This window comes from Micromonospora salmantinae (assembly GCF_022230905.1).
In the GTDB taxonomy this organism is placed as follows: Bacteria; Actinomycetota; Actinomycetes; order Mycobacteriales; family Micromonosporaceae; genus Micromonospora; species Micromonospora salmantinae.
Map to the genome: position 1 here is coordinate 130,896 of NZ_JAKKFG010000004.1, position 13,773 is coordinate 144,668.

Below are 13,773 nucleotides of genomic sequence, written 5' to 3' on the forward strand. Positions count from 1 at the left end.
GACGGAAGCCTGCGCCTCCGCGCGCGGAGGGGTATTCGGCCGGCGCAGTGGGTCAGCCGGCGCCGAGCAACTCCAGGACCGCGTCGCGGGCCGCCAGGACGGCTGCCTCGGATTGCGGGCCGTGGTTGAGAATGTCGAAGGAGTGCTGGCCGTCCGGCACCTCGATCATCCGCATCGGCCAGCCCTGGGCGGTCGCTGCGGGGAGGAACGCGTCGATGCCGGCCAGGACCGGCGGGATGTCCTGGCCGGCGCGGGTCAGCACCAGTGGCACGCCCGTGCCGGAGCTGAGTGCCTCGACTGGCAGGAACCGGGCGTCGACCTCCCAGCCGGGGAACGGGACGAGCAGCGGGTACGTCAGTGCGATCCCGCGTAGCCATGGCGGCGGGACGCGCAGCCAATCGGCCGCGAAGAGGCCACCGCCGGAGAAGAACCACAGCACCACCCGCTCGGGGTCGACTCGCGGATCGGCGCGGACCTGCTCGACCATCGCCGCGATGTCGTCGGCTGCGGCGGGCAGCGCCGACAGGTCGGACACCTGGTAGCTGACCAGCGCGCCGACCACGCCGCTCGCGGCGAGCAGCGCGCCGTAGCCGCGGTAGAGCAACCAGTCGCGGGGGTCGGGCGCGTCGGGTGGCAGCGGAGCGCCGTGCACCACCACGACGGCCGGCGAAGGACCGGTGTGGGTGGGCAGGTGCAGGTCGACGTTGCCGTGTCGCTCGACCGGCGCGGCCGGGGTGGACAGGACGAAGGGCCGTTGTGCGACGGGCGTCGTCATTGCCTCATCGTATCGATCATCAACCTGCCCGGCTGCCCCAACGATGATCTACAGAGGACCGTGGATCAGGTCGGATCGCCGGGTTTCGCGGCGTCGCCGGCCTGGGCGTGCCGCTCCAGCAGCCGCCGCCGGATCTCTTCGGGGGTGTACGCGCGCCGACGCCGTTCGGCCCGCGCGATGACCACACCGGAGGCCGCGACGCCGGCGAGCCCGGCCAGCCCGAGAACCTTCCACCACCGCATTCGTTGCCGCATCGGCCTAGGCTAGTCCCTCATGAGCATCAGCCTGGATGAGGCCGTCGAGTTGACCCGCACCGGTGACGTGTGGGTGTTCCGGGGTCGCAGCGTGCCGGACCGGGCGATCCAGTTCACCACCAACAGCCCGGTGAACCACGTCGGGATGGCGGTGGTGCTGGACGACATGCCGCCGTTGATGTGGCACGCGGAGTTGGGCAGGTCGTTGCCGGACCTGTGGTCGGGCGGCCACCAACGCGGCGTCCAGCTGCACGACCTGCGGGACGCGGTCTGCGTCTGGGCCAATCGGTACGGCCAACGGGCCTGGCTGCGGCAGCTCGACCCGCCGGCCGACGCGGAGATGGAGCGGGCTGTCCTGCGGACGATCGCGCGGTTGGACGGCACGCCGTTCCCGTCGACCGCCCAGTTGGCGTGGCGCTGGGTGCGGGGTCGGGTGCCGGCGCTGCCGCGCCCCGGCCGGCTTCCCGCGCTGCCGCACCTCGGTCGGCTGTCGGCGCTGTCACGCCTCGGCCAGCCGACACCTCGCCCTGACCCAGCCGACCAGGCCGACCGCCCCACCCCGGCCGACCGCCCCACCCCGGCCGACCGCCCCACCCCGGCCGACCGCGCCACCCCGGCCGACCGCCCCACCCCGGCCGACCGCGCCAACCCCTCCGGCCCGGTCAGCTCGGCCCGATCGGCGGGGGAGCGGGACCGGGCGCTGGAGACGGCGTACTGCGCCGAGGTGGTGGCGGTGACCTATGAGGCGATGGGGTTGCTGCCGGCGGGTCGGCGTCCGAACTGGTATGACCCGGGGCGGTTCTGGAGCGGGGACGACCTGGGTCTGGCCGCCGACGCCCGGTTGGGTTCCGAGATCGAGGTTCAGGTACCGCCGCGCTGAGGTTTGACCCGTGCGGTGACCGGCAATTGCTGTGACCGTGAACGCCTCCACGGATCTTGACACGTTGGCCGACTTCTTCGACCGGTACGGCGTGGCGTTGACCTCCGGCGACCTGCCGGCCATCGCCGGCTGCTACGCCCTGCCGGGGCTGGTGGTGGCCGACACCTACAGCTTCTCGTTCACGTCCGCGGCGGCGGTGGCGCTGTCCTTCGTGGGCGCCGCACCCGACTATCAGGACCGGGAGTTGGTGGCGGCCCACGCCCGGATCGACGACGTGCAGCCGGTGTCCGCGCTGTTGACGATGGTGGCGGTGGAGTGGGAGTTCCTGGACAGTCGGGGGCGGCAGGTGCCGGGGGAGCGGTACCGGTACCTGCTGCGCATCTCGGACGACGGACCACTGATCTGCACTGTCGTCCGGACGGGCTGACCGACGGGGGCCGGTCGGCCCGATCCGTACCCGCCCGGTTTCCGGTCCGGGCGGCGCTGGCTACGCTGTCGCGTCGGTGGGGACGAGGGGAGACCTGATGGCGGTGCGGCCGGACGGTGCGGCAGATTCGCGGGCGGCGCGGCTGTTGGTGTCGGTGCCGTGGATCGTGGTGCTGCTCGGTGTGTGCGCGCTGGTGGTGCTCCTGGTGATCGCGCTGTTGTCGTTTCGGACCAGGGAGCGGGACGCGCCGCCGCAGGCTGCGCCTCCGGCGTTCCTGCCGACCGTGCCGGCCGCCGCGTCGGCCACCGGTGGGCCGACTCCGGCCGCTGTGGAGCGACGCTCGGTGTCGCCGCGACCGTCGCGCAGTAGTCGGACGCCGTCACCGCGGGCCAGCGTCACCGGCTCGCCGACTCCCGGGCGGACGGGCGTCCTGATGGCGCCGTCGGCGGACGACACTGTCAGCGCCCGGTACGAGGTCGGTTCGAACGGCTGGGACGGGGAAGCGGCGGTGCTGGCGATCGCCAACGAGTCGAGTCGGTCGATGGACTGGCAGGTGGAGCTGGTGTTCGACGACGACACGTGGACTCTGCGAGTAAGTGATGACTCGGGCGTCTCGGTGCGGGGGCGCGGGCACGGGGAGTTCGTGTTGCGCGGCACCCGTTCGCTGGATGCGGGTGACTCGCGGACGGTGCGGCTGCGCGTCGGCTGGGGTGACTCGGCGCAGCGACCGGCCAAGTGCACTGTCAACGGGGTCGCCTGCCGGATCGGCTGAGCCAGCACTCCGCCGCCAGACCGCCGACCGCCCGCACCGCTAGACCGCCGCACCGCCCGCACCGCTAGACCGCCGCACCGCCCGCACCACTAGACCGCCGCACCGCTAAACCGTTGCACCGCTAGAACGCCGCGCCGCTGGACCGCCGCGCCGCCAAGGCTTTCCGGGTCGGGCCGCCGATCGCTACGCTGCGCGGACGGTCCGCTGAAGGAGGTACATGTCCGGCATGCGCCGTGTTCCGCGCCCGCCACACGGTCCGGTGGCGATCGCCACGTCGCCCTGGATCGTGGTCGGCGCCGGTGTCGTCGTGATGGTGGTCCTGCTCATCGTGGCCCTGGGCGCGTACCGGGGACGTAGCCCTGCGCCGGACGGCGCGCAACCGCCGGCACTGCCGGTGCCGTCCGCAGTGGTGGCGCCGAGCGTGCCCACCCCGGTGCCGTCTCCAGCGCCGGTGCTGCCAGGGGTATCCGGCCGTGCGAGCGGGCTGCCGCCGAGCGCCGCGGCCGGGTCCGGGTCACCGTCGGCCGACCCGACTGGCGGTCCGATCGGGAGGCCGTCGGCGACGCGGTCGCCGAGTCGGGCGGCGCCGGGGCAGCCGGCGATGACCGGGCGGTACCGGGTGGTGCAGAGCTTCGACGGCGGTTTCATCGGCGAGGTGGCGATGGTCAACACGTCCACCCGGAGCCGTGGTTGGACGGTGCGGTTGGAGTTCTCCGGTGGACGGCTGGTGACCGCCTGGGTGGAGGGCGTCCCACAGGGGACGATCCGTCAGTCCGACGACGGCTTCACGTACGTCAGCGGGGTCGACGTGTCGCCCGGCGGTTCGGTGTCGTTTCGGTTCCACATGGAGCGGGCGTTCCACACACCACGGGAGTGCAGTGTGGACGGGTTCCCCTGCAACGGACTCTGAGCGACGCTTCCGCAAGGATGCTGCTGTGTTGCGACCATGTTTGCAAGGTATTGCAGAATGTTTCGGCAAGGGTTAGCGTGCGGCCAATCAGCGACCAGAGGAAGGCGTCGATGAAACCCCCGCCGATACCGCGCACTGCCCTGCTGGCCCTTGCCTCCCTGCTCACCGTCACGCTCGTCGGCGCTCCGGTCGCCGTGAACCCCGCCGCCGCGGGCCCCCGGCCGTCCGACGGCGCCACACTCGCGATCGGCGGCGCGACCCAGTGGCGTGCCGAACCCACCGCCGAGGCGCTGCTGAAGGCCGGCGGCAACTCCGCCCGAGCCGAGCAGTTCTACTTCGTCCTGCCGGACCGGTTCGCCAACGGAGACCCCCGCAACGACCGGGGCGGCCTCACCGGCGACCGGCTGCGGACCGGCCTCGACCCGACCGACAAGGGCTTCTACCACGGCGGCGACCTCAAGGGCGTCATCGACAAGTTGGACTACATCCAGGGGATGGGCACCACCGCCATCTGGCTCGCCCCGATCTTCAAGAACCGGCCGGTGCAGGGTGCCGGCAACGACATCTCGGCCGGCTACCACGGTTACTGGATCACCGACTTCACCCAGGTGGACCCGCACTTCGGCACCATGGAAGAGATGAAGCGACTGGTCAAACTCGCCCACCAGCGCGGCCTCAAGATCTACCTCGACGTGATCGTCAACCACACCGCCGACGTGATCAAGTACGCCGAGGACAAGTACGCGTACGTGGACAAGGCGACAGCGCCGTACACCGACGCGCAGGGCCGGGCGTTCGAGGACCGCAACTACGCCGACGGCTCCCGGGCGTTCCCGCCGGTCGACAAGGAGTCCTTCCCGTACACGCCGACGTTCGCCGAACCGAAGGACGCGAGCGTCAAGGTCCCGGCCTGGCTGAACGACGCCACCTTGTACCACAACCGGGGTGACTCCACCTTCGCCGGCGAGAACAGCGAGTACGGCGACTTCTTCGGCCTCGACGACCTGTGGACCGAGCGTCCCGAGGTGGTCCGGGGCCTGACCAAGGCGTACGGGGACTGGATCGGCGCGACCGGCGTCGACGGCTTCCGACTGGACACCGTGAAGCACGTCAACATGGACTTCTGGCCGCAGTTCAGCCAGGGCATCGAGCGGGCCGCGGAGAAGGCCGGCAAGAAGGACTTCTTCATGTTCGGCGAGGTGTACAGCGCCGACCCGGAGATCAGCTCCAGCTACGTCCGCCAGGGTGGCCTGCCGGCCACCCTCGACTTCGCCTTCCAGGAGGCCGCGCGGGGCTTCACCGCCGGCGCCGGCTCCGCGAAGGCGCTCGCCGACGTGTACGCCCGCGACGACCTCTACGCGGCCCGGGACACCGACGCGGGCCGGTTGACCACCTTCCTCGGCAACCACGACATGGGCCGGATCGGATCGTTCATCGCCGGTGGTGGCAGCGACCCGGCCAGCCACCTGCGTCGTGACCAGCTCGCGCACCAGTTGATGTTCCTGACCCGTGGTCAGCCGGTGGTCTACTCCGGCGACGAACAGGGCTTCACCGGCCCGGGTGGGGACAAGGACGCCCGCCAGGACATGTTCGCGTCGAAGGTTCCCGACTACCTCGACGACGACCTGCTCGGCACCGACCGCACGCACTCCAGCGACCAGTTCGACCCGACCCACCCGCTGTACCGGACCATCGCCGACCTGGGCCGGCTGCGCCAGGCCCATCCGGCGTTGCGCGACGGCGTGCAGGTCACCCGGTACGCGGCCGACGGGCCGGGCGTCTTCGCCGCCTCCCGGATCGCCCCTGCCGACCGCACCGAGTACGTGGTGGCCGTGAACAACGCCGACACCGCGCAGACTGTCACAGTGGACACCTGGTCGGCCGGCGCCACCTTCACCGGCATCTACGGCGGCTCGGGCGACGCGAAGGCCAGCGGTGACGGCGAACTGACCCTGACCGTGGCGCCGCTGTCGGCGGCGGTGTACCGGGCCGGCAAACCCATCGCACCAGCGGCCGACAAGCCGACCATCACCATCACCAGCCCGGTTCCGGACGCGGCGGTCGCCACCCGCGCGGCGGTCACCGCCCGGGTGACCGGCGACCCGCTGGCGACCGTCACCGTCGCGGCGCGGGTGGCCGGCGGCCGGTGGACGCTGCTGGGCAGCGCCGACCACGCCCCGTACACAGTGCAGCACGACCTGACCGGCCTGGCCGGCGGCACCCGTGTCGAGTACAAGGCGGTGGTCCGCGACGGCCGGGGCCGTACCGCCACCGCCCGGTCCACCGCCGCCGTGGGGACCCCGGCGCAGGGCAGCTCCCGGGAATGGGCGGTGGTGCACTACCAGCGCCCGGCCGGGGGGTACGACGACTGGGGGCTGTACGCCTGGGGAGACATCGACCCCGCGTACGTCACCGAGTGGCCGAAGGGGCAGCCGTTCGCCGGGGAGGACTCCTACGGCCGGTTCGCCTGGGTGAAACTCAAGCCGGGCGCGACGTCGGTGAACTTCCTGGTTGTCGACAAGGCTGGCACCAAGGACGTCGCCCAGGACCGCAGCATCGACGTCACCGAGACCGGCGAGATCTGGCTCAAGCAGGGCGACCCGGCGATCTACCCGAGCAGGCAGGCGGCCGTCGGTGAACCGGAGCCGCCGGTCGAGGAGGGCACCGCCGTGCTCCACTACCGGCGGGCCGACGGCAACTACGACGGCTGGGGCCTGCACGTGTGGGACGGTGCGGCCAACCCGACCGAGTGGTCCGCGCCGCTGAAGCCCACAAGGACTGACGCGTTCGGGGCGGTGTTCCGGGTGCCGCTGGCGGCCGGCGCCACCGGCCTGAACTACATCATCCACCAGGGCGACACCAAGGACCTGCCCGACGACCAGCGGCTCGACTTCGCCAGCGCCGGCCGGGAGGTGTGGCTGCTCGCCGCCACGCCGGGGCGCCTGCTGCCGTCGACGGCCACCACCGCCAGCGGAGACACCGACATCGCCAAGCAGAAGGCGCACTGGATCGACCGGTCCACAGTCGCCTGGCAGACCCCGCCGACCGACGGCAAGACGTACGCGCTGGTCACCGCCCCCACCGGCGGGGTCAGCGTGGTCGACGGCGAGCTGACCGGCACGTACACCACGTTGCCGCTGCGGGCGCAGCGCAACGGGCTCACCGAGGCCCAACGCGACAGGTTCCCGCACCTGTGGTCGTACCGTAGCTTCGCCCTGGACCGGGCGGACCTGGCCAAGGTCCCGGCGGCGTTGCGGGGGCAGCTGCTGGTCACCGAGCGCGACGCCGAGGGTGCGCTGCTCGCCGCGACCGGCGTGCAGATCCCCGGCGTGCTCGACGACGTCTACTCCCGGGCGACCGACGCCACCCTCGGGCCCACGTTCGCGGGGCGGACGCCGAGCCTCGCGCTGTGGGCGCCGACCGCCCACAGCGTGCGCCTGCACCTGTTCGACTCGCCCACCGCCGCACCGAAGACGGTGCCGATGCGCCGCGACGACCGCACCGGCGTCTGGTCGGTGCGCGGCGACCACACCTGGACCGGCAAGTTCTACCGGTACGAGGTGCGGGCGTGGCAGCCGGCGGCGCAGAAGGTGGTCACCGCGTCGGTGACCGACCCGTACTCGGTGGCCCTCGCCGCGGACTCCACGCACAGCCAGCTCGTCGACCTGAACGATCCGGCGCTGGCACCCCCCGGGTGGCGCACGCTGCGCAAACCGGCACCGGTGCCGGCCGCGAAGGCGCAGATCACCGAGCTGTCCGTGCGGGACTTCTCCATCGCCGACGACACGGTGTCGGCCGAGCGGCGGGGGACCTTCCTCGCGTTCACCGATCCGAAGACCGCCGGCATGACCCACCTGCGGGCGCTCGGCGACGCCGGGGTCACCCACCTGCACCTGCTGCCGGCATTCGACTTCGCGACGATCCCGGAGAAGCGGGCCGACCAGCGCGAGCCGGCCTGCGACCTGGCGGCGCTGCCGCCGGACTCGGCCGAGCAGCAGAGGTGCGTGGCGGCGGTCGCCGAAACCGACGGCTACAACTGGGGGTACGACCCGCTGCACTACACGGTGCCCGAGGGCGGTTACGCCGTCGACCCGGTCGGCGCGGCGCGGACCACCGAGTTCCGGCGCATGGTCGCCGGGGTGAACGACGCCGGGCTGCGGGTGGTCATGGACGTGGTCTACAACCACACGTCGGCGGCCGGCACCGACGCGAAGTCGGTGCTCGACCAGATCGTGCCCGGCTATTACCACCGGCTGCTGGAGGACGGCACCGTGGCCAACTCCACCTGCTGCGCCAACACCGCCCCGGAGCACGCCATGATGGGCAAACTGGTGGTCGACTCGCTGGTCACCTGGGCCCGGCAGTACAAGGTGGACGGCTTCCGCTTCGACCTGATGGGCCACCACCCGAAGGCGAACATCCTGGCCGTCCGGGCGGCACTGGACCGGCTCACCGTCGCCCGCGACGGCGTCGACGGCAAGGCGATCATGCTCTACGGCGAGGGCTGGAACTTCGGCGAGGTTGCCAACGACGCCCGTTTCGTCCAGGCCACCCAGGCCAACATGGCCGGCACCGGCATCGGCACCTTCAACGACCGGCTGCGCGACGCGGTGCGTGGCGGCGGACCGTTCGACGCCAACCCCCGGGTGCAGGGTTTCGCCTCCGGGCTCTACACCGACCCGAACGGCGACGCGGTCAACGGGTCACCGGCCGAGCAGAAGGCCCGGCTCCTGCACGCCCACGACCTGATCAAGGTGGGGCTCACCGGCAACCTGCGCGGCTACCGGTTCACCGACACCGCCGGGCGTGAGGTCACCGGGGCGCAGGTGGACTACAACGGCTCCCCGGCCGGCTACACCGCCGCGCCGGGCGAGGCCGTCACCTACGCCGACGCGCACGACAACGAGATCCTGTACGACGCGCTGGCGTACAAACTGCCGCAGGCCACGACGGCGGCGGACCGCTCACGGATGCAGGTGCTTGCGCTGGGCACCGTGGTGTTGGGACAGGGCACCGGGTTCGTCACCGCCGGCACCGAGCGGCTGCGGTCGAAGTCGTTGGACCGCAACTCGTACAACTCCGGTGACTGGTTCAACCAGATCCGCTGGGGCTGTGAACGGGGCAACGGGTTCGGCGCCGGTCTGCCGCCCACGCCCGACAACGAGGACAAGTGGTCGTACGCGAAGCCGCTGCTGGCCGACCCGGCGCTGGTGCCGGACTGCGCGGCGATCAACACGACCGACGCCCGGTACGCCGAGTTGCTGCGCATCCGGGCGTCGTCGCCGGTGTTCGGGCTGGCCACCGCCGAGCAGGTACAGCGGAGGGTGGCGTTCCCGCTGTCCGGCGCGCAGGAGACGCCGGGTGTGCTGACCATGACCCTGGACGCCGGTGGGCTGGGCGGGCCGTGGAAGTCGCTGACCGTCGTCTTCAACAGCACCCCGTCGGCGGCCGACCAGACGGTGACCGGACTGCGCGGAGCGGACGTGGCACCGCACCCGGTGCTTGTCGACTCGGCCGACCCGGTGTTGCGTACCGCCTCGTTCGACCCGGCGGCCGGCACGTTCACGGTACCGGCGCGCAGCGTGGCGGTCTTCGTCCAGAAGTGACATGAACCGGCCCCCCTCCGCGTCTCGCGGAAGGGGGCCGGTCCGTTGTGCTGGTGCTACGTGATCGATCAGGCGAAGCAGTTGTCGATCGTGCCGCCCGGGATGGCCAGGCAGTTGGTCGGACGGTTCGCGGTGATGGCGGACTTGTCGTCCACGTTCACGTCTCCGAAGAAGCTGAAGACACCGCCCGGCTCGAAGGTGGAGAAGTTGTGGGCGACCTTCGTCTTCGACAGGTTGACCTCGCCGAAGATGTTGAAGATGCCGCCGCCGACCCCGATCGGGCCCACGGCCCGGTTGCCGACAACCTCGCTGTCGCGCAGCGTGGTGATGCTGCCGGCGTTGAAGAGCCCGCCGCCGAAGAAGCCGGCGGTGTTGTCCTTGATGCTGCTCTTCTCGAAGGTGGCCACGCTGTCGAAGGCGATGGCCACACCGCCACCGACACCGGCGGTGCTGTTGCGCTCCACAGTGACGTGGTGCAGGTTCAGCTGGCTGTCCGCCGCAGCGATACCGCCACCGGCGAGAACCGCGGTGTTCGAGACGAACTTGGTCTCGTACGCCGTGGTGTTGCCCTCGATGTCGAGGTAACCGCCACCGAAGCCGAGCGTCTCGTTGTCGGTGATCTCGGCCTTCTTGAGCTCGACCGTTCCGCCGTTGACGTCGTCGGTGAAGATCTCCGCGGCACCGTTGGAGATACCGCCACCACCGATGACGGCGGTGTTGTCCTTGATCTTCGACTCCTCGACCTTGAGCAGCCCGGCGTTGAAGACGCCGCCACCGAAGAAGAAGGCGGTGTTACGGGTGACGGTGCTGTGCCAGATCTTCGTGGTGCCGAAGTTGGCCACACCACCACCGTTGCCGCCCGACTGGTTCAGGACGACCTCGGACTCCAGGATCTCGGCGGTGCCACCCGGCTGAACCAGGATTCCGGCGCCGTCGTTCTCCTCCGGCTGCTCGACGAGCGGCGTGACGACGCCCGGCGTGGCCTTCGGGGTGACCTTCGGCGCGGCCTTCAGGCCCGCCTTCGGGTTGGCCTGCCGCGCGGTGAGCGCCTGGGCCAACGGGGTGCCCGCCTTCACCTGCGCGGCGAGCGCCTCGGAGTCCGAGTAGGCAGCCCAGACCGCGGCCGGCTCCACGCCGTTCTCCAGTTCGAGGGTCTGCCCGCCCTTGATGGTCAGGCCCTTGATGGTGAGGTGACCACCGGCGCCGACGTTGAGGATGCGGAAGTAGTCCGCCGTGGCTTCCCGAGAGATCGTGGTGTGCTCGCCCTTGAGCGTGATCCGTTCGGTGATGACCGGCAGGCCGTTGCCCTCGTAGTCGTTGCGGGTCAGGTTGTAGGTGCAGCCCTTGGCCAGCTCCAGCACACCGCCGTGCTTGTTGTTGGCGAACACGATCGCCTGAATCAGCTTGTCGGTGTCGCAGGGCACCTCCTTCCCGCGCTCGTGGTCCTTGTCCCGGTCCTTGTCGTCCCGGTTCTTGTCCTTGTCCCAGTCGCGTCCCTCGTCACCCCGCTGGTCGCCGTCCTTGCTGACCTGCGCGGTGTTCCAGTTCAAGCCGACCGCTCCGGCGCTGCCCGCGACGCCCACCGCCGCGAGACTGATCACGCCCGTCAAACCGGCCACGCCACTGGCGAGCCAGAGCTTGCGGCGGCTCTTGGCCGTCGCCCGCCCGGAGGCTTCGTTGTTCGTTAGGTAGTTGGACATCGGAGCTCTCTGCCCTCTCCTCGTACCAGACAGGGTCGCCGCCGTCAGACGGGCGTCCCCTGCTACAAATCGGTTGTAGCTCCCAAAACCACCGTATGAGAAGGTTCCTCGCCTCGCGGGCTTATCCGAGAGAAGCCCACATTCGGTTCATGTTGCCCCCAGCGGGGGCCGGACCGACACAGGGCCACCCAAGCCGGCCTGCACGCTCCTGACCTGCCCAAATGGGTACGCCCCTCCGAGCCGGTCACGGCTCGGAAGGGCGCGCCCTCTTCTATGTGGTTCAGCCCCACCCGATCAGGCGAAGCAGTCCAAAACGTTGAAGCAGTTGGTCGGGCGATTGGCGGTGACGGCGGACTCGTCGTCCAGCGTCACTTGGCCGCCGAGGCTGTTGAAGATGCCCCCCGGCTCAAGGGTGGAGAAGTTGTGCGCCACCTTCGTCCGCTGGAGCGTGACCTCGCTGCCCTCGGTGTTGAGGATGCCGCCGCCACGGCCGAACGGACCGACGGCCCGGTTGCCCACCACCTCGCTGTCGCGCAGCGTGGTGACGCTGTCGTCGTTGAAGAGGCCGGCGCCGGAGAAGCCGGCGGTGTTGTCGTTGATCCTGCTGTTCTCGACCGTCGCGACGCTGTCGAAGGTCACCGCCAGGCCGCCACCATCGCGAGCGGCGCTGTTCTTGACCACCGTGGCGTCCTTGAGGGTGAGCTGGCTGTCCGCCACCGCGACGCCACCACCGTCGAGCACCGCGGTGTTGTCACTGACCGTCGTCTGGTGCAACGTCGTGGTGCCCTCGACATCCAGGACGCCGCCGCCGAAGCCGAGTGTCTCGTTGTCGGTGATCTCGCTCTTGTAGACCCAGACCGAGCCGCCGTCGACGTCCTCGGTGAAGATGTCGGCAGCGCCGTTGGAGATGCCACCGCCGCCGATGATCCCGGTGTTGTCCTTGATCTTCGACTCGTCGACCTGGAGTACGCCGGCGTTGAAGATGCCGCCGCCGAAGAAGAAGGCGGTGTTGTGCGCAACCGTTGTCTTGCTGAGCCTGGTGCTGCCGAAGTTGGCCAGCCCGCCGCCGTTGCCACCGGACTGGTTGTAGAGCAACTCGCTGTCCAGGATCTCCGCGCGACCACCGGGCTGCACCAGCACCCCGGCGCCGTCAGTGAACCCAGGCTGCTCGACCAGCGGCACTACCGCCGTACCGGCACCCACCGGCTTCGCCGCTGCGGCTACCGGCTTGGCGGCTGCCGGCGTGGCGGCGGCGGCCTTGGTGGCCGTCGGCGCGGCCTTGGTCGCTGCCGCCGGGGCCTTGGCTGGTGCTGCTTTGGCGGTGGCCTTGGCGGGCGCTGCCTTGTTTGGCGCCGCCTTGGCGCTGGCCTCGACGGCGGGCTTGGCGACCGGCTTGGCAGCGGTAGCTGCGGGCTTCGTTGCTGCTGCCGCTGCCGGCTTGGCGCCGGGTGTGGTCGCGGCCGCCGGCTTGGCCACTGTCGAGTACGGCGCCCAGACCGTCGCCGGGTCGGCGGTCATCGGGAACTGAAGGGTCTGGCCACCCCTGATGCTCAGGCCCTTGAGAGTGAGGTGCCCGCCCGCGCCGACGTTGAGGATGCGGAAGTAGTCGGCAGTGGCTTCGCGGCCGATGGTGGTGTGCTCACCCTTGAGGGTGATGTGCTCGGTGATCACCGGGAGGCCGTTGCCCTCCTGGTTGCGGGTCAGGGTGTAGGTGCATCCCCTGGCCAGTTCCAGCACGCCGCCGTCCTCGTTGTTGGCGAACGTGATCGCCTGGATCAGCTTGTCGGTGTCGCACGGGACCTGTTTCGTGCGGTCCTTCTCGTCGTGCTTGCCGTCCTTGCGGTCCTTGCCATCCTTGCCGGAGTGGTCGTCGAAGCCGCTCCAGTCGTCGCCGCTCCACTCGTCGTCCTGACCGCCGTCGTCCTTTGCGCCGCCCTTGTCCGCGCCGCCGTCGTCGCTGACGTTCTGTCGGTTGGTCGACGGCTGCGCGTCCGACACCTGGTCGGACTTCGGCTTGTCGTCCCGAGCGGCGACGCCGCCGAGAGCCGCCAGGCCGACCACGCCGGTCAGCCCGGCCACGCCGGCGACCCAGAGCGCCCGCCTTCGCCGTGTTGGCGGAGCTGTCGAGGCCCCGCCGTCGGTACTCGTTACGTCGTTGGACATCAGAGCCTTCCGCCCTTTCCTGCTACCAGACGGGATCGCACCGCCCGAGGCGCCACGACCAGCTACAAATGGGTTGTAGCCTCTGATCCACACCGTATGAGAACCATCTTCGCGATGCGGACTTATCCGAGACAACCACGCATTCGGCGCAGGTCAGGTGAGGGCGGCCAACCGGTCCGGGCCGGTGGAAAGGGTCCGTGCAGCGCAGGTACCGATCGCTGCCGGCCCCCGGGTGGATCACAACAGAAACCCCTGGCCGCCAGCCCTCAAGAAGGGGCGGGCGGGC

9 protein-coding genes are annotated in these 13,773 nt (G+C 70.6%); 5 read left to right on the forward strand and 4 right to left on the reverse strand.

Annotated features, from left to right (window positions below; genetic code table 11):
• Positions 1-52: 52 nt before the first annotated feature.
• Together PSH03_RS03180 and PSH03_RS03185 are read right to left on the reverse strand one after the other, a co-directional pair.
• Positions 53-775: an alpha/beta hydrolase gene (locus PSH03_RS03180; RefSeq protein ID WP_238688197.1), complete on the reverse strand. Its 723-nt coding sequence runs from the start codon at positions 773-775 to the stop codon at positions 53-55.
• Between the two features lie 65 nt (positions 776-840).
• Positions 841-1,029, reverse strand: a complete 189-nt coding sequence (locus tag PSH03_RS03185; protein WP_210786436.1) for a hypothetical protein — start codon at positions 1,027-1,029, stop codon at positions 841-843.
• 19 nt (positions 1,030-1,048) lie between these two features.
• Between PSH03_RS03185 and PSH03_RS03190 the strand changes: the two genes are divergently transcribed.
• From PSH03_RS03190 to pulA, 5 genes are all read left to right on the forward strand, one after another.
• On the forward strand, positions 1,049-1,909 hold the full coding sequence (locus tag PSH03_RS03190) for a hypothetical protein (protein ID WP_238688198.1): 861 nt from the start codon (positions 1,049-1,051) through the stop codon (positions 1,907-1,909).
• A 37-nt stretch (positions 1,910-1,946) separates the two neighbouring features.
• Positions 1,947-2,336 (forward strand): DUF6841 family protein, encoded by a 390-nt coding sequence (locus PSH03_RS03195; protein ID WP_210786428.1) that lies wholly within the window; start codon positions 1,947-1,949, stop codon positions 2,334-2,336.
• A 97-nt stretch (positions 2,337-2,433) separates the two neighbouring features.
• The gene (locus tag PSH03_RS03200; RefSeq protein ID WP_210786427.1) at positions 2,434-3,108 is read left to right on the forward strand and encodes a cellulose binding domain-containing protein; all 675 of its coding nucleotides are present in this window, start codon (positions 2,434-2,436) and stop codon (positions 3,106-3,108) included.
• A 226-nt stretch (positions 3,109-3,334) separates the two neighbouring features.
• Positions 3,335-4,018 (forward strand): cellulose binding domain-containing protein, encoded by a 684-nt coding sequence (locus tag PSH03_RS03205; RefSeq protein ID WP_238688199.1) that lies wholly within the window; start codon positions 3,335-3,337, stop codon positions 4,016-4,018.
• A 110-nt stretch (positions 4,019-4,128) separates the two neighbouring features.
• Positions 4,129-9,624 (forward strand): pullulanase-type alpha-1,6-glucosidase, encoded by a 5,496-nt coding sequence (gene pulA, locus PSH03_RS03210; RefSeq protein ID WP_238688200.1) that lies wholly within the window; start codon positions 4,129-4,131, stop codon positions 9,622-9,624.
• Positions 9,625-9,692: 68 nt separating this feature from the next.
• On the opposite strand, the gene PSH03_RS03215 is transcribed toward pulA, so the two are convergent.
• Together PSH03_RS03215 and PSH03_RS03220 are read right to left on the reverse strand one after the other, a co-directional pair.
• Positions 9,693-11,324 (reverse strand): hypothetical protein, encoded by a 1,632-nt coding sequence (locus PSH03_RS03215; RefSeq protein WP_238688201.1) that lies wholly within the window; start codon positions 11,322-11,324, stop codon positions 9,693-9,695.
• 294 nt (positions 11,325-11,618) lie between these two features.
• Positions 11,619-13,487, reverse strand: a complete 1,869-nt coding sequence (locus PSH03_RS03220) for a right-handed parallel beta-helix repeat-containing protein (RefSeq protein WP_238688202.1) — start codon at positions 13,485-13,487, stop codon at positions 11,619-11,621.
• Positions 13,488-13,773: the final 286 nt, after the last annotated feature.

Excerpts from the sequence above, each read along its gene's own strand:
- PSH03_RS03180 (WP_238688197.1), bottom strand. The coding sequence starts at position 775 with ATGACGACGCCCGTCGCACAACGGCCCTTCGTCCTGTCCACCCCGGCC.
- PSH03_RS03185 (WP_210786436.1), bottom strand. The coding sequence starts at position 1,029 with ATGCGGCAACGAATGCGGTGGTGGAAGGTTCTCGGGCTGGCCGGGCTC.
- PSH03_RS03190 (WP_238688198.1), top strand. The coding sequence starts at position 1,049 with ATGAGCATCAGCCTGGATGAGGCCGTCGAGTTGACCCGCACCGGTGAC.
- PSH03_RS03200 (WP_210786427.1), top strand. The coding sequence starts at position 2,434 with ATGGCGGTGCGGCCGGACGGTGCGGCAGATTCGCGGGCGGCGCGGCTG.
- PSH03_RS03205 (WP_238688199.1), top strand. The coding sequence starts at position 3,335 with ATGCGCCGTGTTCCGCGCCCGCCACACGGTCCGGTGGCGATCGCCACG.
- pulA (WP_238688200.1), top strand. The coding sequence starts at position 4,129 with ATGAAACCCCCGCCGATACCGCGCACTGCCCTGCTGGCCCTTGCCTCC.
- PSH03_RS03215 (WP_238688201.1), bottom strand. The coding sequence starts at position 11,324 with ATGTCCAACTACCTAACGAACAACGAAGCCTCCGGGCGGGCGACGGCC.
- PSH03_RS03220 (WP_238688202.1), bottom strand. The coding sequence starts at position 13,487 with ATGTCCAACGACGTAACGAGTACCGACGGCGGGGCCTCGACAGCTCCG.